Genomic DNA, 19,861 nt, shown 5'->3' with positions numbered 1-19,861 from the left:
AGTCTAACTCAAGCCTCGGCGTGCGGGCAGTTGGCCGCCACCAGGGTTCAGCGGCGGCGGCCGCTGATGCGTACCCAGCCTTCGCGCTCGGCGGTCGGCTCCAGCTCGAAGGCGTCGGCGTAGGCGGCGCGCACTTCCTCGGCCTGCTCGGCGAGGATGCCCGACAGGGCCAGGCGGCCGCCGGGCTTGACCAGGGAAGTCAGCTGGCCTGCCAGTGAGACCAGGGGACCGGCGAGAATGTTCGCCACCACCACGTCGGCCTGCCCGGCGGGCAGATCGGCGGGCAGGTAGACCGGGAACAGCGCCGGGTCGATGCCGTTGCGCGTGGCGTTGTCGCGCGAGGCCTCCAGGGCCTGCGGGTCGATGTCGGTGCCCAGCGCCCGCTTCGCGCCCAGCAGCAGCGCGGCGATGGCGAGGATGCCGGAGCCACAGCCGAAGTCCAGCACGGTGTCGCCGGCCAGTTCCTGGCCATCGAGCCATTCCAGGCACAGCGCGGTGGTCGGGTGGGTGCCGGTGCCGAAGGCCAGGCCCGGGTCGAGCAGCAGGTTCACCGCCTCCGGCTCCGGCGCCTCGTGCCAGCTGGGCACGATCCACAGGCGGCGGCCGAAGCGCATCGGCTTGAAGTTGTCCATCCAGCTGCGTTCCCAGTCCTGGTCCTCGACCACTTCGACCTGGTGCTGGGGCAGTTCGCCGCCGGTCAGCAGCTGCAGGTGGGCCAGCAGCGCGGCCTCGTCGGTGCCGTCCTCGAACAGGGCCAGCAGGTGGGTGTGGGTCCACAGCGGGGTGGTGCCCAGGTCCGGCTCGAAGATCGGCTGGTCCTCGGCGTCCATGAAGGTCACCGAGACGGCGCCGACTTCCAGCAGCGCGTCCTCGTAGGTGGGCGCCTGTTCCGGGGTGATGGCGAGGCGGACTTGAACCCAGGGCATAAAAAACCTCGTGAGAAAACGGCTGAAGGCTGGAAGGCCGGACGAAGGGCGGGATTATCCGCTTTTTCGTCCAGCCTTCCAGCCTCCAGCGCTTTTATCGGCTTGAGGTCAGTGACCCATGCCGAGTTTCTTTTCCAGATAATGGATATTCACGCCGCCCTTGCAGAATTCCTTGTCGCGGACCAGGTCCTTGTGCAGGTCGATGTTGGTCTTGATGCCGTCGACGATCAGCTCGTCCAGGGCATTGCGCATGCGCGCCAGGGCCTCGTCGCGGTCCTTGCCGTAGGTGATCAGCTTGCCGACCAGCGAATCGTAGTTCGGCGGTACGGTGTAGCCGCTGTACAGGTGCGAGTCGACGCGCACGCCGTTGCCGCCGGGGGCGTGGAAGTGCTTCACCTTGCCCGGGCTGGGCATGAAGGTGCGCGGGTCCTCTGCGTTGATCCGGCATTCCAGGGCATGGCCGCGGATCACCACGTCCTCCTGGCGTACCGACAGCTTCTGGCCGGAGGCGATGCGCAGCATTTCCTTGACGATGTCGATGCCGGTGACCATCTCCGACACCGGATGCTCCACCTGCACGCGGGTGTTCATCTCGATGAAGTAGAAGCGGCCGTTCTCGTAGAGGAACTCGAAGGTGCCGGCGCCGCGGTAGCCGATCTCGACGCAGGCGCGAACGCAGCGTTCGAGGACTTCCGCGCGGGCCTTCTCGTCGATGCCCGGCGCAGGGGCTTCTTCCAGCACCTTCTGGTGGCGGCGCTGCAGCGAGCAGTCGCGGTCGCCCAGGTGGATGGCGTTGCCCTGGCCGTCGGAGAGCACCTGGACTTCCACGTGGCGCGGGTTGGTCAGGAACTTCTCCAGGTAGACCATGGAGTTGCCGAAGGCGGCGCCGGCCTCGGTGCGGGTCAGCTTGGCCGACTTGATCAGCTCTTCCTCGCTGTGCACCACGCGCATGCCGCGGCCACCGCCGCCGCCGGCGGCCTTGATGATCACCGGGTAGCCCACTTCGCGGGCGATGGCCAGGGCGGTTTCCTCATCTTCCGGCAGCGGGCCGTCGGAACCCGGCACGGTGGGCACGCCGGCTTTCTTCATGGCGTCCTTGGCCGAGACCTTGTCGCCCATCAGGCGGATCACGTCGGCGCTCGGGCCGATGAAGGTGAAGCCGGAGCGTTCCACCTGTTCGGCGAAGTCGGCGTTCTCGGCGAGGAAGCCGTAGCCCGGGTGGATGCCGTTGGCGCCGGTGACTTCGGCGGCGGCGATGATCGCCGGGATGTGCAGGTAGGACTGGCCGGCCGGGGCCGGGCCGATGCACACGGCCTCGTCGGCCAGCGACAGGTGCATCAGCTCGCGGTCGGCGGTGGAGTGCACCGCGACCGTCTTGATGCCCAGCTCCTTGCAGGCGCGCAGGATGCGCAGGGCGATCTCGCCGCGGTTGGCGATCAGTACTTTATCCAACATCGCAGGTTCCCCGCGGCTTAGACGATGGTGAACAGCGGCTGGTCGTATTCGACCGGCTGGCCGCTTTCGACCAGGACCTGCTCGATGACGCCGCTGGTTTCAGCCTCGATGTGGTTCATCATCTTCATGGCTTCGACGATGCACAGGATGTCGCCTTTCTTCACGCTCTGGCCGACTTCGACGAAGGGCGCGGCGGTCGGCGACGGCGAGCGGTAGAAGGTACCGACCATCGGCGAGCGGACCACGTTGCCGTTGAGCTTGGCGGCGGCCGGCGCGGCTTCGGCGGCTGGTGCGGCGGCAGCGGCCGGGGCCGGCGCGGCAGCGGGGGCGGGCGCGTAGGCCGGGGCGGCAGCGTAGATCGGCTGGGCGGCGGTCTTGCTGTGGCGGCTGATGCGTACCGATTCTTCGCCTTCGCGGATTTCCAGCTCGTCGATGCCGGATTCTTCGAGCAGTTCGATCAGTTTCTTGACTTTACGGATGTCCATTAGCGTTCGCACTCCCAGGTGATGGTCACGGGCGTTCAAGTTGTTCGAGGGCGGACTCCAGGGCCAGGCGGTAGCCTGTGGCGCCCAGGCCGCAGATCACCCCTACCGCCACGTCGGAGAAGTAGGAGTGATGCCGGAAAGGTTCACGTTTGTGCACGTTGGACAGGTGCACTTCGATGAATGGGATGCTCACCGCGAGCAACGCGTCACGTAGTGCGACACTCGTATGCGTGAAAGCCGCCGGATTGATGAGGATGAAGTCCACGCCTTCGCCGCGCGCGGCGTGGATGCGCTCGATCAGTTCGTACTCGGCGTTGCTCTGCAGGTACATCAGGTGATGGCCGGCCTCGCGGGCGCGGCGCTCCAGGTCCTGGTTGATCTGCTCGAGGGTGACCGAGCCGTAGACGCCGGGTTCGCGGGTGCCGAGCAGGTTCAGGTTGGGCCCGTGCAGGACCAGTAGGGTGGCCATCGGCTTGTTGTTCTCTCATCGCGCGGATTGGAAATTGGCCGGGACTATGCCGGAAACCGGGCGTGACTGTCCAGTCATGCCGGTTTTGCGGTAGATGTCGGCATGTTGCCTGATGATTGCTGCAGAAATATGAGGCGCGCTCTAGCGCGCGCCGGCCTGTTGCAGATGGGCGGCCAGGGTGGCCGCGTTGGTCTCGCCGACGATGCGCAGGTCGCTGTGTTCCTGGCCGTTGGCGGCGAACAGCAGCAGCGCCGGCGGGCCGAAGAGGTTGTAGCGGTCGAGCAGGGCGCGCTGCTCGGCGGTGCTGTCGGTCATGTCGAAGCGCAGCAACTGGTAGCCGGCCAGTTGCGCTTGCACTGCCGCGTCCGGCAGCACCTGGCGTTCGATGATCTTGCAGCTGATGCACCAGTCGGCGTACCAGTCCAGCAGCACCGGCCGGCCGGCGGCGCTGGCCTGGGCCAGGGCGGCGTCGAGCTGCGCCGGGGTGGTCAGGTTCTGCCACTGGCCGGGCGTCGAGCTGGGAGGGCCGGCATGGCTGGAGGGTTCGGAGCGGCCCAGCGGGTGCAGCGGGTCGGACTCGCCGCGCAGGGCGCCGGCCCAGGCCGCCAGGGCGTAGACCAGGAACATCAGGCCGAGCAACTGGGCGCCGCGTTGCAGCGGCGTCTTGTTCACCAGTTCCAGGGTGCCCAGGGCGATGGCCACGCCGCCGGCCAGGGCGCCCCACAGGGCCAGGCTCACCGGGCCGGAGAGCACCCGCTCCAGCAGCCAGATGGCCACCGCCAGCAGCAGCACGCCGAAGAAGTTGCGCACGCCGGTCATCCAGGCCCCGGATTTCGGCAGCACGGCGCCGCCGCCGGCGCCGAAGATCACCAGCGGGGTGCCCATGCCCAGGCCCAGGGCGAACAGCAACAGGCCGCCGCCGAGGGCGTCGCCGGTGCTGCCGATGTACAGCAGCAGGCCGGCCAGGGGCGCCGAGACGCAGGGCGAGACCAGCAGGCTGGAAAGCACGCCCAGGGTGGCCGCGCCGGCGATGGAGCCGCCGCGGGTGTCGGCTGCCATGCGGTCCAGGCGCTCGCGCAGAAAGCCCGGCAGGCGCAGCTCGAAGATGCCGAACATGGCGATGGCGAAGGCCACGAAGAAGGCCGCGAAGGGCACCAGCACCCAGGGCGACTGCAACATCGCCTGCAGGTTGAGCTTGGCGCCGAACAGCCCCATCAGCGCGCCGAGCACGGCGTAGCACACCGCCATCGGCAGCACGTAGGCCAGCGACAGGGTGAAACCGCGCATGCCGCCCGGGCGCCCGCGCAGCACCACGCCGGAGAGGATCGGCAGCATCGGCAGCACGCAGGGGGTGAAGGTCAGCGTCAGGCCGGCGAGGAAGGCGATCAGCAGGCCGCGGTCGAGCTTCTTGATCTTGCCGCTGCCTTCGCCCTTGAGCAGCGCCAGCAGGTCGTCGACCACCGCCGGCTCGCCGGAGGCCACGGCCGCCTTGCCGGCGGCGGCGGGCTTGGCGCCGAGGCTGGCGACGCCCGCGGCGGAAACCTGCACCTGGGCGGTTTCCGGGGCGTAGCACAGGCCCTTGTCGGCGCAGCCCTGGTAGGTGACGGTGAGGCGGTAGGGCAGCTTCTGCGGGTTGTTCACCGGCACCTTGACGTCGGTGATGGCGTAGTAGACCTGGGAGTCGCCGAAGTAGTCGTCGTGGTGCGCCTTGCCCGGCGGCAGCTGCACGTCGCCGAGGCTGACCTCGGCCGGCTCGACCTGGAACTTCATGCGGTGCCGGTAGAGGTAGTAGCCCTCGGCGTTGACGAAGCGCAGCAGCACCTGCTGGCTGTCGCTGTCCTCGACGCTCAGGCGGAAGGCCTCGGCCACCGGGAGGAACTTGCCCTCGGCCGGCGCCGCGGTACTGAAACCGGGGGCGGCGGGGGCCGGCTTGTCGAACAGGCCGGCCGTGGCGGGCAGGGCGACCAGGAACAGGAGCAGGGTCAGCAGGCGGCGCATGGAACTCTCGCGGACTTTCTGGGTGGCGGCATGATAGCGGAAAGCTTCCGATGCGGCCCGAGGAGCTGTCACAAGAAGTGATCGAGGCTGTGGGACTGCGCCGGCGAGTCCTGGTTCCCGCGTCGCTGCCGCGTCAATCGGCCGCGCGCTGGCCGAACGCCCCCAGCAGGTCGCTGACGAAGGCCTGTTCGGCGTCGCCGGGGTGGCGGCCACGGTGGCGGGTCAGGCTGAAGGCCACCTCGAAGCCCAGTTCACCCGGCAGCAGTTCGCGCAACTGGCCGCGCTCGATCCAGGGTTGCGCGACATGCCGGGGCAGGTAGCCGATGTGCGCGCCGGAGAGGATGAACGCCAGGCTGCCGTCCACCTGTTCGCAGCGCGCGCTGCTGCGGCTGGTCTGCAGCGGTTCGTCGGCGGCGATGAAGCGGTAGGGATGCAGCACCTGATCGGCGTCGGCCAGGGAGTCGCGGGTCGGCTTGCTGTGCTCGAAGGCCGGGTGGCCCGCGCCGCAATACAGGCCCTGGGATTCGATGAACAGGGGGTGATGCTCCAGCGCCGCCTGGGTGCCGGCGAAGTAGCCGACCGCCAGGTGCAGCCGGTCCTGCAATAACAGGCGCTCCAGTTCGGCGGGGGTGGCGGTGAGCAGCTCCAGGCTGACCGCCTCGTTGCGCTGGCGGAAGCGGCGGATCGCCTCGGACAGTCGCGCGACGACGCTTTCTTCGAGACTTTCCGAAAGGCCGATGCGCACCTCGCCCAGCAGCTTGTCGGCCACGCCGCGCGCCTCGTCGCGGAAGCCCTCGATGGCGACGAACAGCCGCCGCGTCGATTGCAGCAGGTGCCCGCCCTTGGGCGTCAGGCGGAAGCCGCCCTTGCCGCGCTCGCACAGGCGGTAGCCCAGGCGCGTCTCCAGCTTGGCCATCTGGATGCTGATGCTCGGCTGGCTCAGGCCCAACTCGCCCTGTGCCGCGCTGAAGCCGCCGCACTCCACCACGGTGACGAACAGGCGCAGCAACTGCAGGTCGAGGTCGCGCAACTGGCTGAGCATGGCTGTCTCCAAACATTGCAAAAATGCAATGCCAAAGTAATTAACTTTGTATTTTTACAAAGTAAAGCCCGCCCCATGCTCGCCCCATAACCACAACAACCCCGAGGCGATGATCATGCGTGTGTTTCCCTGGGCTTCCCTTGCGGCCCTGCTCGCGGCCCTGGCCATGCCCCTGCAGGCGCAGGAGCGGGTGCTCAACCTGTACAACTGGGCGGATTACGTCGGCGCCGAAGCCTTGCAGCGCTTCCAGAAGGAAACCGGCATCCGCGTCAAATACGACACCTTCGACAGCGCCGAGGTGCTCGACAGCAAGCTGATGACCGGCCGCAGCGGCTATGACGTGGTCTTCCCCGCCAGCAGCGGGCTGGCCCGCGCCATCCAGGCCAAGGCCGTGCAGCCGGTGGACGATGCGCAGCTGAAGAACTTCGCCAACCTCGACCCGGAGCTGCTGGCCAAGCTGGCCGCCATCGATCCGGGCAACCGCTATGGCGTGCCCTACACCTGGGGCACCGTGGGCCTGGCGATCAACAAGGACGAAGTGCTCAAGCGCATCCCCGACGCGCCGCTGGACAGCCTCGACCTGCTGTTCAAGCCCGAATACGCCAGCCGCCTGGCCGACTGCGGCATCTCGCTGATCGACTCGCCCCAGGAGGTGATCAGCGTGGCGCTCAACTACCTGGGCAAGTCGCCCTACAGCACCTACGCGGCCGACCTGGCCCAGGTCCGCCAGTTGCTTGAGAAGCTGCAGCCCAACGTGCGCTACATCGCCAGCGGCAAGCACATCAACGACCTGGCCAACGGCACGCTGTGCCTCGCGCTGACCTACACCGGCGACGCGCTGATGGGCGCCGCGCAGGCCAGGCAGGCGAACAAGCCATTCGAGGTGATCTACCGGATACCCAGGGAAGGCACGCTGATCTGGTTCGACACCATGGCCATCCCGGTGGACGCGCCGCACCCGCAGGAAGCGCGCGCCTTCATCGACTTCATGCTGCGCCCGGACGCCATCGCCGAGCTGACCAACACCCTGTACTTCGCCAACGCCAACCGCAAGGCCACGCCGCTGCTCAATGCCGATGTGGCCGGCGACCCGGACATCTACCCGGCGCCGGCCATGCGCCAGAAGCTGTTCGGCGAGCAGTTGCTGACCTTGAAGCAGCAGCGCGAGCGGACGCGGCTGTGGTCGGCGTTCCGCACCCGCTCCTGAGCGAGGGTGGAGCCGCAGGCACCGAGCTATCAGGACACACCCAAAAAACACCGATGATGAGGACTCCATGGATCAAGCCCACGACAACGACCAGGCCATCACCCGCGACAGCCTGTATGGCACCGCCGCCGAATCCACCTACGCCGGCATCACCAGCTTCATGCGCCGCCGCTACAGCCGCGACCTGCGCGGCGTCGACCTGGTGGTGAGCGGCGTGCCCTTCGACACCGCCACCACCAACCGCCCCGGCAGCCGCTTCGGGCCGCGGGCGATCCGCGCCGCCTCGGTGCAGATGGCCTGGGCCCGGCACTTCCCCTGGGAGTTCGACCCCTTCGACCACCTGGCGGTGATCGACTACGGCGACTGTTCCTTCGACCACGGCGTGCCGCAGGAAACCCCGGCAGCCATCGAAGCCCACGCCGCGCGCATCCTCGATGCCGGCTGCGCGCTGCTGACCCTGGGCGGCGACCACTTCATCAGCTACCCGCTGCTCAAGGCCCATGCGAAGCAGCACGGCCCGCTGTCGCTGATCCACTTCGACGCCCACAGCGACACCTGGCCGGACGAGGACTGCCAGCGCATCGACCACGGCACCATGTTCTACCATGCCGCCCGCGAGGGGCTGGTGGACCCGGCGCGCTCGGTGCAGGTCGGCCTGCGCACTACCAACGACGATGTGATGGGCTTCCAGGTGCTGGACGCCCGCGAAGTGCACCGCCACTCGCCGCAGGCCATCGCCGAACGCATCCGCGCGCGGGTGGGGGACAACCCGGTGTACCTGACCTTCGATATCGACTGCCTCGACCCGGCCTTCGCGCCGGGCACCGGCACGCCGGTCTGCGGCGGGCTCAGTTCGCACCAGGCGCTGGAAATCCTCCGCGCGCTGCGTGGCATCAACCTGGTGGGCATGGACGTGGTGGAAGTCGCGCCGCCCTACGACAGCGCCGAGATCACCGCCCTGGCCGGCGCGACCCTGGCGATGGAGATGGTTTGCCTGTACGCGGCGCGGCACAAGCTGGGCGAGCGTTGATGGGATGACCCTGTGGGCGCGGGAAACCCATCCTATGGGGCTTCATGGTCGAACCTGGCGCGCGAATGACTTGCCGGCTGCGCCGAAATGCTCTTCGTAGGAGCGAGCTTGCTCGCGAACAAACGCGGTGCAATGCGGTTCGCGAGCAAGCTCGCTCCTACGAAAAGCCGCTGTCTATTGGGTTATTCCCCTTCGGGCCAGCGCAAGCGCTGTTCGCGATGGAGCCGCGTCCCGCGTTCGCGGGAATGACGGGGTGAGCGTCGTATTTTCCGGCGTCATTCTCGCGAACGCGGGAACCCAGAAAACAGCGTAGGAGCGGACCTTGTCCGCGATAGCCGGGGGGGCCGGCGTGCTACGCGAACACCTCGACCCGATTGCGCCCGCCATGCTTGGCGCGGTACAGCGCTTCGTCGGCGCGGCGGGCCAGGACGGTGGCGTCTTCGTCCGCGCCCAGCTGGGCGATGCCGCAGCTGAAGGTGCAGGCCAGGTCGGCGGGCTTGGCCGGGTAGCGGATTTCGGCGAAGCGCTGGCGGATTTCCTCCAGCACCTTGTGCGCCGCCGCGCTGTCGGTGTCCGGCAGCACCACGGCGAATTCCTCGCCGCCGTAGCGGCCGATGTGGTCGGTCTTGCGCAGGCGCTGCTTGAGGAACAGCGCCAGGCTCTTGATCACCCGGTCGCCCATGGGATGGCCGTAGCTGTCGTTGACCTTCTTGAAGTGGTCGATGTCGAGCATGGCGAAGGCCAGCGGCTGGCCTTCGCGGCGCGCGCGGTAGCTGGCGTCTTCCAGTAGCTGCAGGGTGTGGGTGTGGTTGTACAGCCCGGTGAGGCTGTCGCGCACCATCCGTGCCTTGAGGCTGCGCGCCCGCGCCGCGCGGTTGCGCACCGTGGCGATCAGGTGGCGCGGCTTGATCGGCTTGGTGAGGAAGTCGTCGCCGCCCTCGCTCATGGCGTCGAGCTGCTTGTCCAGATCGTCCTCGGCCGACAGGTAGATGATCGGCACGCTGACGTGGCGCTCGTGCTGGCGGATCACCTTGGCCAATTCGGTGCCCAGGCATTCGGGCATGTACATGTCGAGGATGATCAGGTCCGGCTGGAACTCGGCCAGCTCGGCCATCACCGACAGCGGCGCGGTGAGCGCGCGGGTGACGATGCCGGCGCCGTTGAGGACCATCTCGGTGTGCGCCGCCTGGGCCCGCGAGTCGTCGACGATGAGCACGCGGAAGGGGTCGTAGTGGGCGACGCGGGTGAGCATCTCGATCTTTTCCAGCACCCCGGAGGCGTCCAGGGTGCCGCTGAAGAACTCCTGGCCGCCGGCGCGGGCCGCGGCCAGGCGCGTCGGGGTGTCGGTGTCCTCGTGGCTGAAGAACAGCACCGGCAGCTTGTGCGCCAGGCCCGCCTGGACTTCCTCGGCCAGGGCCAGGCCGAGGCCCGCGCCGGCGAAGTCGACGTCCATCAGCAGCGCCGCCGGGTGGCGTTCGGCCATGGCCGCGCGGAAGGCCGCGGCGTGCTCGCACAGTTGCGCGTGGACGCCGAAGAATTCCAGCTGCTGGGCCAGCCGCTCGGCGCGCTCGGCGTCCTGCAGGGCCAGGTAGACCGGCTTGCGCAGCGGCGGCAGCTGGGTGTGTTCGAGCTGGTCGCCATGGCGCAGGCCGGTGCGCGACAGGCGTAGCATCAATTGGGCGAACTCGTTGATCAGCTCGCTGGACAGGCGCCCGCGGTTGCCCGCCACGGCGTCCAGCCCGGCGCCAATGGCGGCGGCCAACTGGGCGTGCTCGGCCTGTTCGAAGCGTTCGGCGTAGCGCTGCAGGCGCAGGACGGCCTCGCGCAGGTCGGCCATGCCGCTGGCGGTCCACTCCGAGCGGCTGAGCTGCTGCCAGATCTCCAGCACGTGCCGGGCCTGGTGGATCACCCGCTGGGCAAAATGGTGTTTCAAGCGATCGCGGGTGGGATCGTCGTGCTCGGTCATGGCGCACTTCTTGTGAGGGCTGACGCGGTGGCGGGGTCGCCAGAGCGGTGATGGCATCATGCTACCATTTGCCGCTGGCAATTCCAGTGATGTCGGTCAAGGATCGCCAGGCGTGCCATGCAGAGGGTAGGCTGCCCTTCGGGCGCCGACTGCGGCATGCTAGTGCGCCTGGATCGCGGCATCGCCCGGCACCTGTGGCGGGGCCTGCGGTCCAACCTTTTTCCGTTAGGTCGAACCAAGGACTTTGCCATGTGGAACTGGAAGAATCGCGGCGGCTCGGTGCGCGAGCGCGTCGACGACAGGGTTGACGATGTGCGCGCCTACTTCGGCGGGCCCTGGCTGGTGCGCGTGGTCGGTGGCCTGCTGGGCGCCTACCTGGTGATCGCCGCCCTGGTCGGCTGGTACTGGAGCCGCGAGCCGGACCTGTTCCCCGTGCAGCAGCATGCGCAGCAGGCCGCCGAGCGCGCCGGGCGGCAGATGGTGGTGGGCTACACCACCGTGGAAACCCTCAAGGAAGTGGTCGGCACCCTGCTGAACAAGCCGGGCGGCTACCTGTCCAACGACATCTTCCCGCCGGGCCTGTGGCTGGACAACATGCCCAGCTGGGAATACGGCGTGCTGGTGCAGACCCGCGACCTGTCCCGCGCGCTGCGCAAGGACTTCGCCCGTTCGCAGTCGCAGTCCACCGAGGACGCCGACCTGGCCCGCGCCGAGCCGCGCTTCAACTTCGACAACAAGAGCTGGGCGCTGCCGTCTTCCGAGTCGGAGTACGCCGAGGGCATCAAGTCCCTGGACCGCTACCTGGCGCGGCTTTCCGCCGAGCAGCCCAGCGCGCAGTTCTATGCCCGCGCCGACAGCCTGAACAACTGGCTGGGCGACGTTTCCACCCGCCTGGGCTCGATGTCCCAGCGCCTGTCCGCCAGTGTCGGGCGGGTCAAGCTGAACACCAACATCAAGACCGCCTCGGCGCTGGCGCCGGGGCAGGCGCCGCAGGTCGACGAAGAGCTGCAGGAAACCCCCTGGCTGCAGATCGACAACGTGTTCTACGAGGCCCGCGGCCAGGCCTGGGCGCTGTCGCACATCCTGCGCGCCATCGAGGTCGACTTCGCCGACGTGCTGGCGAAGAAGAACGCCACCGTCAGCGTGCGGCAGATCATCCGTGAGCTGGAAGCCACCCAGGAGCCGCTGTGGAGCCCGATGGTGCTCAACGGCAGCGGCTTCGGCGTGCTGGCCAACCATTCGCTGGTGATGGCCAACTACATTTCCCGGGCCAACGCCGCGATCATCGATCTGCGGCAACTGCTGGCGCAGGGCTGATGGACCTCGTCAGCGCCGCCGAGGCCGCCCACCGGCTGGCCTCGGACCGGGAACTGATCGCCTGGGTCGATGAGCGTGACCAGTTGCTGGGCGAGCTGCCGCGCGCCCAGCTGCGTGAGCGCGGGCTGATCGGCCGCGGCACCTTCATCCTGCTGTTCAACGGCGCCGGGCAGCTCTGCGTGCACCGCCGCAGCCTGAGCAAGGCGGTGTACCCGGGCTACTGGGACGCCGCCGCTGGCGGCATGGTCCAGGCCAGCGAGAGCTATGCGCTGTCGGCCAGCCGTGAGTTGGAGGAAGAGTTGGGCGTGGCCGGTGTGGAGTTGCGCGAGCATGGCACCTTCTTTTTCGACGAGCCGGGTAATCGGCTGTGGTGTGCGGTGTTCTCGGCGACCTGGGATGGGGCGCTGAGGCTGCAGCCGGAGGAGGTGCTGGAGGCGCGGTTCGTCGAGCCGGTGGTGGCGTTGGAGGAGGCTGGTTCCGGGGCTTTGTATTGTCCGGATTCGTTGCAGGCTTTGCGGTTGTTCCTGGGGCAGCTTTAAAAGAGCAAGAGCCCCTCTCCCTAACCCTCTCCCGCAAGCGGGAGAGGGGACTGTCCTGAGTGGGCGGCGAAACTGTGCCATGGGCAAGCCGTGGTTTGTGCATCCACGCCGCAATAGCAGTGGTGCTCGGTGCTCCCGGCGCGGACTCCCTCTCCCGCTTGCGGGAGAGGGCCGGGGTGAGGGTGCTCTACCGGCATGTCGCCAATCCGCCGATCAATGACGCATTTCCACCCTTAGCATTTGCCTCCAATGCTGGTAAATTGCGCGACCTTTCCGCTCGGGTCCTCCGGCGGGAATGCGCAGCCCCTGCCTGAGTGGGGCGTCGCGGTCGGCGCCAGCCGATCATTCGTTGACCTGGCCCTTAGAGGCCAATCCTGGGGAAAACGCCCGGTGGTCAAGAAAGCATCCTCCCTGTCCGCCCTCGGCGGGCTCGTCTACTCCACCGATGCGGGCCGGCATTGCCCGGACTGCAACCAGCCCGTTGGCGCCTGCATCTGCAAGCAGTCCGTGATCCCGGCCGGCGACGGCATCGCCCGTGTGCGCCGCGAGACCAAGGGCCGCGGCGGCAAGACCGTGACCACGGTCAGCGGCGTGCCCCTGGCCGAAGACGCCCTCAAGGAACTGGCCACGGCGCTGAAAAAACGCTGCGGCACCGGCGGCGCGTTGAAGGACGGCGTCATCGAGATCCAGGGCGACCACGTCGAACTGCTCCTCGAAGAGTTGGCCAAGCGCGGCTTCAAGGCTAAGAAATCCGGCGGCTGATTCGTCTCTCCCCTGCAGGGAACGGGTTAGGCAGCGGCGCATGGCGCCGGCATGCCGGCCAGCCCGTTCCCTAGATGGGAGATGCGCCGCGCTCGCGAGTTCGCCACGCTTTCCTAAACTACCGCCAGAGATGGCGGTCAACACGGCAACGTCATACCCGACGTTTAGGCTTGTTGCGTCCGCGCGCTACCCGCGCCGGGCGCTCGACTTTCTTTTCAGGAGACACCCGCGCATGGCCGCAAGACGGACCCGCAAAGACGACGGCAGCAACTGGACGGTGGCGGACAGCCGCAGCATCTACGGTATCCGCCATTGGGGCGCCGGCTATTTCGCGATCAACGACGCCGGCAACGTCGAGGTGCGCCCGCAGGGCGCCGACGCCCAGCCGATCGATCTGCATGCGCTGGTCGGCCAGCTGCGCGAGGCGGGCCTGTCGCTGCCGCTGCTGGTGCGCTTCCCGGACATCCTGCAGGACCGCGTGCGCAAGCTGACCGGCGCCTTCGACGCCAACATCGCGCGCCTGGAATACGGCAGCCGCTACACCGCGCTCTACCCGATCAAGGTCAACCAGCAGGAAGCGGTGGTGGAAAGCATCATCGCCACCCAGAAGGTCTCCATCGGCCTGGAAGCCGGCTCCAAGCCGGAGCTGATGGCGGTGCTGGCGCTGGCGCCCAAGGGCGGGACCATAGTCTGCAACGGCTACAAGGACCGCGAGTTCATCAAGCTGGCGCTGATGGGGCAGAAGCTCGGGCACAACGTCTTCATCGTCATCGAGAAGGAGTCCGAGGTGCAGCTGGTGATCGAGGAGGCCGAGCACGTCGGCGTGCTGCCGCAGGTCGGCCTGCGCGTGCGGCTGTCCTCGCTGGCCTCCTCGAAGTGGGCCGACACCGGCGGCGAGAAGGCCAAGTTCGGCCTCTCCGCCGCGCAGCTGCTGTCGGTGGTCGAGCGCTTCCGCAAGGCCGGGCTGGACCAGGGCGTGCGCCTGCTGCACTTCCACATGGGCTCGCAGATCGCCAACCTGGCCGACTACCAGCACGGCTTCAAGGAAGCCATCCGCTATTACGGCGAGCTGCGCGCCCTCGGCCTGCCGGTGGACCACGTGGACGTCGGCGGCGGCCTGGGCGTGGACTACGACGGCACCCACTCGCGCAACGCAAGCTCGATCAACTACGACATCGACGACTACGCCGGTGTGGTGGTGGGCATGCTCAAGGAGTTCTGCGACGCCCAGGGCCTGCCGCACCCGCACATCTTCTCCGAGAGCGGCCGCGCGCTGACCGCGCACCACGCGGTGCTGATCACCCAGGTCACCGACGTCGAGCGGCACAACGACGAGCTGCCGAAGATCACCGACCTCGCCGAGCAGCCGGAGATCGTCCAGTACCTGGCCGACCTGCTCGGCCCGACCGACGCCGAGATGGTCACCGAGACCTACTGGCGCGCCACCCACTACATGAGTGACGCCGCCAGCCAGTACGCCGAGGGCAAGATCAGCCTGGCCCAGAAGGCCCTGGCCGAGCAGTGCTACTTCGCCATCTGCCGGCGCCTGCACAACCAGCTCAAGGCCCGCCAGCGTTCGCACCGCCAGGTGCTCGACGAGCTCAACGACAAGCTCGCCGACAAATACATCTGCAACTTCTCGGTGTTCCAGAGCCTGCCCGACACCTGGGCCATCGGCCAGGTGCTGCCGATCCTGCCGATCCACCGCCTGGGCGAGGAGCCGGACCGCCGCGCGGTGCTGCAGGACCTGACCTGCGACTCCGACGGCAAGATCACCCAGTACGTCGACGAGCAGAGCATCGAGACCAGCCTGCCGGTGCACGATGTGAAGGAAGGCGAGGACTACCTGATCGGCGTGTTCCTGGTCGGCGCCTACCAGGAAATCCTCGGCGACATGCACAACCTGTTCGGCGACACCGACTCGGTGAACGTCTACCAGAACGCCGACGGCAGCTTCCACCACGCCGGCATCGAGACCCACGACACCATCGAGGACATGCTGCGCTACGTGCACCTGTCGCCCGAGGAGCTGATGACCCACTACCGCGACAAGGTGGCCGGGGCCAAGCTCACCGCCCGCGAGCGCACCCAGTTCCTCGACGCCCTGCGCCTGGGCCTGACGCGCTCGGCCTACCTGTCCTCCTGACCGGCACGACCCGCTCTTCGTAGGAGCGAGCTTGCTCGCGAACCTGACCCTGCTGCGGCGGTTGTTCGCGAGCAAGCTCGCTCCTACAGGGCTGCATCACCCATTCGTAGGGCGTATAACCGTTCGCGGTTATACGCCGATTGACCTTGGCCATAGGCGCACACTGGATTCAGCCTCGGAACCGCTCCCGGGCTAGCCTGCGGTCTGGCCTGGGTGTCCAGCTCAGCCTTGGTGCGCGGGATAAGTGAGGTGTAGCGGCGTATAACCGCGAACGGTTATACGCCCTACGCTCCCATTACCCCCGCCACGCGCCTGGCCAATTCGGCTGCCTGCCTCTCGTCTTTTACATTGGTGAAGCTCATCACCAGCGCCGGTTCCTGGCGCGCCTCCACGCACCAATTGTTCAGCGCCTGCAAGCCCAGGCCGGCTTCCCTTGCGCGGGCGGCGATGGCCTTGTCGTCGCCGTCGATCCGGCCGATCAGGTGCAGGCCGCCGGGTAGCTCGGCGAATTTCATGCGCTCGCCCAGGCGCCGCTCCAGGGCCGTGCGCAGCAGTTGCCGGCGCTGTGCGTAGAGCGTGCGGGTGCGTTTGAGGTGGCGGGCGAAGTGGCCTTCCGTGATGAAGTCGCACAGCGTCGCTTGCTGCAGCTCGGCGCAGCCGTTGGCGAAGGTCTGCTGGCTGCGCACGAAGCGCTCCAGCAGTGGCGGCGGCACCACCAGGTAGCCCAGGCGCAGGGCCGGGCATAGCACCTTGCTGAAGGTCCCGGCGTAGAGCACGCGGCCCTGGCGGTCCAGGCTCTTGAGCGCCGGCAGCGGGAAGCCGGCATAGCGGTATTCGCTGTCGTAGTCATCTTCCACTATCCAGGCCCCGGCCTGGGCCGCCCAGTCCAGCAGTGCCAGGCGCCGCGGCAGGCTCAGGGCCACGCCGGTGGGGCTCTGCTGCGAGGGCGTGACCAGGGCGAAGCGGGCGTCGGGCGCGCGGCGCAGGCCTTGTTCCACGCACAGGCCGTCGGCGTCCACCGGCACCGCGACCGACCTGGCGCCGGCTGCGGCCATCAGCTGGCGCCCGCGCGGGTAGCCGGGGTCCTCGTGCCAGAAGGCATCGCCCGGCTGCAGCAGGGTGCGGCTGACCAGGTCCAGGGCGCCCTGGTAGCCGGCGCAGATCAGCACCTGCGCCGGCTCGCAGGCGATCCCGCGGGATACGTTGAGGTAACCGGCCAGCGCCTCGCGCAGCGGGGCGTAGCCGCAAGGGTCGGGGTAGGCCAGCTCGACGTCGGCGGTGTTGCGCAGGCGGCGCGCGGCCAGGCGCGACCACAGCGCCTTGGGGAAGGCGTCCAGCGCCGGCAGGCCGAGTTGCAGCGGCAGCACCTGCGGGCCGTGGGCGATCAGCCCGGGCAGCACCTGCTCCGGTTGCGGCGCCAGGCGCGCCGGGCGCTCGGCGTTGCGCCCCGCCAGTTGCGGCGAAACCACGGTGCCCGCCGGGCCGCGGGCCAGCAGGTAGCCTTCGCTGGTCAGCAACTGGTAGGCCAGCTCCACGGTGCCGCGGGCCACGCCCAGCTCGCTGGCCAGGCCGCGCACCGGCGGCACCCGCTCGCCCGGGCGCAGGGTGCCGCGGGCGATGGCCTCGCGGATGCGCTCGTAGAGCTGGCGGTAGATCGGCTGCGCCAGGCCGGGGTCCAGGCGCAGGGCGAGGGGCTCGGTCATGGCCTGGTTCGCTGCGGAGGTTGTGGAAAAAATGACTATGCCATGACGCGGATCAGCCGTCGCGAGCGGACGAGTGCCGCGCCAGCGGCTAGGCTTGCAGTTCCAGACCCGGGAGCAGCAAGGCGATGGACTTCAAGGATTACTACGCGGCGCTGGGCGTGGCGCCGGACGCCGACGAAAAGGCGATCAAGACCGCCTACCGCAAACTGGCGCGCAAATACCACCCCGACGTCAGCAAGGAGGCGGACGCCGAAGCGCACTTCAAGGAAGTCTCCGAAGCCTACGAGGTGCTCAAGAGCCCCGAGAAGCGCGCCGAATACGACCAGTTGCGCCAGTACCAGCAGAGCGGTCGCTTCGAGGCCCCGCCGGGCTGGCAGCCGTCCGGCGGCTTCGAAGGCGCCGAGCATTTCCAGGAGCAGGATTTCTCCGACTTCTTCGAGTCGATCTTCGGCGCCCACGCCGGCCCGCAGGCGCATCGCCGGCGGGAAAGGCGCGGCCGCGACATCGAACTGGAAGTGCCGTTGTTCCTGGAGGAAAGCCAGTCCGGCGAGCCGCAGCCGATCCGCTTCGGCCTGCCCAGCTACGACGAGCAGGGCCGGCGCCGGCCCGACGTGGAGAAGACGCTGAAGGTGCGCATTCCCCCGGGCGTGGTGGACGGCGAGCGCATCCGCCTGAAGGGCCAGGGCGCGCCCGGCATCGGCGGCGCGCCGGCCGGCGACCTCTACCTGATCATCCGCCTGGCGCCGCACCCGCTGTTCGACGTCGACGGCCGCGACCTCGTCCTCAGCGTGCCGCTGGCGCCCTGGGAAGCGGCGCTGGGGGCGAAGATCGAGGTGCCCACCCTGAACGGCCGCATCGCCCTCAGCGTGCCGCCGGGCAGCCAGAGCGGCCAGCGCCTGCGCATCCGCGGCAAGGGCCTGGCCGGCAAGGGCGAGGACCCCGCCGGCGACCTCTACGCGGTGCTCAAGGTGGTGATGCCCAAGGGTGCGCCCGAGGGCGAGACGCGCAAGCACTGGGAAGAACTGGCCGCCCGCGCGGCCTTCGATCCACGCAGCCAGTGGGGTAAACGGCCATGAGCGACATACTGCTGAGCCTGGAGCTGGAAGAGCTCTGCGAGGGCGCGCGGCTGCCGCGCGAGACGCTGCTGGAGATAGTCGAGGTCGGCATCGTCGAGCCCCTGGAACGGCGGGGCGACACCTGGCTGTTCAGCGTCGAGTCGCTGACCCTGGTGCGCCGCGCGGTGCGCCTGCAACGCGAGTTCGAGGTGGACTGGCCGGGCATCGCCCTGGCCCTGCGCCTGCTCGATGAGGTGGAGCAGCTGCGCGCCGAGAACGCCCGCCTGCGCCAGCGGCTGGCGCGTTACGAGGAAGATTGAAGGGGCGGGGGAGTCCGCCCCGCCCCACGTTCCCCATGTAGGAGCGCGCCCTGCGCGCGAAATCGCGGGCAGGGCCCGCTCCTACAGGTTGCCGGGAGGCGCGGTATTCCTCCCCGTAGGAGCGGACCTTGTCCGCGATAGCCGGATATCCCGGCGCGGATCGCGGATGAGATCCGCTCCTACGCTGCCCCACCCGCACCATTCCATGTAGGAGCGCGCCCTGCGCGCGATTTCGCGGGCAGGGCCCGCTCCTACAAGGTTGCCGGGAGGCGCGGTATTCCTCCCCGTAGGAGCGGACCTTGTCCGCGATAGCCGGATATCCCGGCGCGGATCGCGGATGAGATCCGCTCCTACGCTGCCCCACCCGCACCATTCCATGTAGGAGCGCGCCCTGCGCGCGATTTCGCGGGCAGGGCCCGCTCCTACAAGGTTGCCGGGAGGCGCGGTATTCCTCCCCGGAGCGGACCTTGTCCGCGATAGCCGGATATCCCGGCGCGGATCGCGGATGAGATCCGCTCCTACGCCACTCCACCCACACCATTCCAATGTAGGAGCGCGCCCTGCGCGCGATTTCGTGGGCAGGAAGGCACACCGTTGCCCTGGAACGATGACGCGTTACGAGGAGAATGATGCTCTTCGTAGGAGCGAGCTTGCTCGCGAACCATCTCCGCTGCGGGGCTTGTTCGCGAGCAAGCTCGCTCCTACGAAAGCGGCTCGGCGCGGGCCTCAGGCCCCGGCGATCTTCTCCACCCAGCGGGCGTAGCTGTCGATGATGGTCTGCAGGAAGGGCCCGACCTGGTCGTTGGCCTTGCCGGCGGCGTCGAAGAAGTTGCCGGCGCCGCCCAGGTAGGTTTCCGGCTGCTGCATGCAGGGCACGTCGAGGAACACCAGGGACTGGCGCAGCGCATGGTTGGCGCCGAAACCGCCGATGGCCCCCGGCGAGACGCTGACCACGCCGCCCGGCTTGCCGCCCCAGGCGCTCTTGCCGTACGGGCGCGAGCCCACGTCGATGGCGTTCTTCAGCGCCCCTGGCACCGAGCGGTTGTATTCCGGGGTGACGAACAGCACCGCGTCGGCGCGGCGGATGCGCTCGCGGAAGGGCGCGTAGGCGGCCGGGGCGTTGTCGCCGTCCAGGTCCTCGTTGTACAGCGGCAGCTGGCCGATCTCGACGATCTCCAGCTTCAGGTTCGCCGGGGCCCGCTCGGCCAGGGCCAGGGCCACCTTGCGGTTGAGGGATTCCTTGCGCAGGCTGCCGACCAGCACGGCGACGTCGAAGACTTTGCTCATGGCATTTCCTTGTGGCTAGGGAAGTCGGGAACCTTCGTTATAGACGAGAAATGTGGCATTCGCGGGGGCGCTGCGCGGATCGGTCGCGAGGCGATGTCCCAGTCTTTCCGTTGATTCTTGGCTCTGTTGACTGTGCCATTGGGCCCCTAGAGTG

At 68.4% G+C, this 19,861-nt stretch carries 17 protein-coding genes; 8 read left to right on the top strand and 9 right to left on the bottom strand.

Features of this window, described 5'->3' with window-relative positions; genetic code table 11:
• Positions 1-47 precede the first annotated feature (47 nt).
• The 6 genes from prmA to ACTWJ5_RS28535 all read right to left on the bottom strand — a co-directional run bounded on the left by prmA (position 48) and on the right by ACTWJ5_RS28535 (position 6,375).
• The gene (gene prmA, locus ACTWJ5_RS28560) at positions 48-926 is read right to left on the bottom strand and encodes a 50S ribosomal protein L11 methyltransferase (protein WP_116424288.1); all 879 of its coding nucleotides are present in this window, start codon (positions 924-926) and stop codon (positions 48-50) included.
• A gap of 108 nt (positions 927-1,034) precedes the next feature.
• The gene (accC, locus tag ACTWJ5_RS28555) at positions 1,035-2,381 is read right to left on the bottom strand and encodes an acetyl-CoA carboxylase biotin carboxylase subunit (RefSeq protein ID WP_074982782.1); all 1,347 of its coding nucleotides are present in this window, start codon (positions 2,379-2,381) and stop codon (positions 1,035-1,037) included.
• 17 nt (positions 2,382-2,398) lie between these two features.
• The gene (gene accB / locus ACTWJ5_RS28550) at positions 2,399-2,866 is read right to left on the bottom strand and encodes an acetyl-CoA carboxylase biotin carboxyl carrier protein (protein WP_043268722.1); all 468 of its coding nucleotides are present in this window, start codon (positions 2,864-2,866) and stop codon (positions 2,399-2,401) included.
• Positions 2,867-2,891: 25 nt separating this feature from the next.
• On the bottom strand, positions 2,892-3,335 hold the full coding sequence (aroQ, locus tag ACTWJ5_RS28545) for a type II 3-dehydroquinate dehydratase (protein ID WP_009613296.1): 444 nt from the start codon (positions 3,333-3,335) through the stop codon (positions 2,892-2,894).
• 141 nt (positions 3,336-3,476) lie between these two features.
• The gene (gene dsbD, locus ACTWJ5_RS28540) at positions 3,477-5,333 is read right to left on the bottom strand and encodes a protein-disulfide reductase DsbD (protein ID WP_444437002.1); all 1,857 of its coding nucleotides are present in this window, start codon (positions 5,331-5,333) and stop codon (positions 3,477-3,479) included.
• Between the two features lie 133 nt (positions 5,334-5,466).
• Positions 5,467-6,375, bottom strand: a complete 909-nt coding sequence (locus tag ACTWJ5_RS28535) for a LysR family transcriptional regulator (protein WP_444437001.1) — start codon at positions 6,373-6,375, stop codon at positions 5,467-5,469.
• 109 nt (positions 6,376-6,484) lie between these two features.
• On the opposite strand from ACTWJ5_RS28535, the gene ACTWJ5_RS28530 reads away from it, so the two are divergent.
• Together ACTWJ5_RS28530 and speB are read left to right on the top strand one after the other, a co-directional pair.
• Positions 6,485-7,582, top strand: coding sequence for a polyamine ABC transporter substrate-binding protein (locus tag ACTWJ5_RS28530; RefSeq protein ID WP_444437000.1), 1,098 nt, complete (start codon positions 6,485-6,487; stop codon positions 7,580-7,582).
• Positions 7,583-7,649: 67 nt separating this feature from the next.
• A complete protein-coding gene (speB, locus tag ACTWJ5_RS28525) occupies positions 7,650-8,612 on the top strand; it encodes an agmatinase (RefSeq protein ID WP_061562890.1) in 963 nt (320 codons plus the stop codon).
• A 352-nt stretch (positions 8,613-8,964) separates the two neighbouring features.
• On the opposite strand, the gene ACTWJ5_RS28520 is transcribed toward speB, so the two are convergent.
• Positions 8,965-10,578, bottom strand: a complete 1,614-nt coding sequence (locus ACTWJ5_RS28520) for a GGDEF domain-containing response regulator (protein WP_074982790.1) — start codon at positions 10,576-10,578, stop codon at positions 8,965-8,967.
• A 249-nt stretch (positions 10,579-10,827) separates the two neighbouring features.
• Here ACTWJ5_RS28520 and ACTWJ5_RS28515 point away from each other — a divergent pair, with 249 nt between their 5' ends.
• From ACTWJ5_RS28515 to speA, 4 genes are all read left to right on the top strand, one after another.
• The gene (locus tag ACTWJ5_RS28515) at positions 10,828-11,895 is read left to right on the top strand and encodes a DUF2333 family protein (RefSeq protein WP_074982793.1); all 1,068 of its coding nucleotides are present in this window, start codon (positions 10,828-10,830) and stop codon (positions 11,893-11,895) included.
• On the top strand, positions 11,895-12,434 hold the full coding sequence (locus ACTWJ5_RS28510; RefSeq protein WP_436278283.1) for an NUDIX hydrolase: 540 nt from the start codon (positions 11,895-11,897) through the stop codon (positions 12,432-12,434). The genes ACTWJ5_RS28515 and ACTWJ5_RS28510 overlap by 1 nt, the downstream gene beginning before the upstream one ends.
• A 390-nt stretch (positions 12,435-12,824) precedes the next feature.
• The gene (locus ACTWJ5_RS28505) at positions 12,825-13,196 is read left to right on the top strand and encodes a translation initiation factor Sui1 (RefSeq protein ID WP_043268734.1); all 372 of its coding nucleotides are present in this window, start codon (positions 12,825-12,827) and stop codon (positions 13,194-13,196) included.
• A gap of 232 nt (positions 13,197-13,428) precedes the next feature.
• Positions 13,429-15,342 carry an arginine decarboxylase gene (gene speA, locus ACTWJ5_RS28500; protein ID WP_074982797.1) on the top strand — a complete coding sequence of 638 codons (1,914 nt, stop codon included), beginning with the start codon at positions 13,429-13,431 and terminating at the stop codon, positions 15,340-15,342.
• A gap of 284 nt (positions 15,343-15,626) precedes the next feature.
• Here the strand turns inward: speA and pdxR are convergent, their stop codons facing one another.
• Positions 15,627-17,045 carry a MocR-like pyridoxine biosynthesis transcription factor PdxR gene (pdxR, locus tag ACTWJ5_RS28495; protein ID WP_074982800.1) on the bottom strand — a complete coding sequence of 473 codons (1,419 nt, stop codon included), beginning with the start codon at positions 17,043-17,045 and terminating at the stop codon, positions 15,627-15,629.
• Between the two features lie 125 nt (positions 17,046-17,170).
• Between pdxR and cbpA the strand changes: the two genes are divergently transcribed.
• Entirely contained in the window at positions 17,171-18,121 is a 951-nt protein-coding gene (gene cbpA / locus ACTWJ5_RS28490; protein WP_074982802.1) for a curved DNA-binding protein, read from the top strand.
• Positions 18,118-18,420, top strand: coding sequence for a chaperone modulator CbpM (locus tag ACTWJ5_RS28485; RefSeq protein WP_074982804.1), 303 nt, complete (start codon positions 18,118-18,120; stop codon positions 18,418-18,420). The genes cbpA and ACTWJ5_RS28485 overlap by 4 nt, the downstream gene beginning before the upstream one ends.
• A gap of 726 nt (positions 18,421-19,146) precedes the next feature.
• On the opposite strand, the gene ACTWJ5_RS28480 is transcribed toward ACTWJ5_RS28485, so the two are convergent.
• Positions 19,147-19,707 carry an NADPH-dependent FMN reductase gene (locus tag ACTWJ5_RS28480; RefSeq protein ID WP_074982806.1) on the bottom strand — a complete coding sequence of 187 codons (561 nt, stop codon included), beginning with the start codon at positions 19,705-19,707 and terminating at the stop codon, positions 19,147-19,149.
• Between the last annotated feature and the right edge of the window lie 154 nt (positions 19,708-19,861).

The sequence above is a fragment of the Pseudomonas sp. A6 genome (assembly GCF_052367875.1).
Taxonomy (GTDB): Bacteria; Pseudomonadota; Gammaproteobacteria; order Pseudomonadales; family Pseudomonadaceae; genus Pseudomonas; species Pseudomonas citronellolis.
Note: the sequence above shows the minus strand (reverse complement) of the source record. Positions and strands in the feature narration are given on the sequence as shown.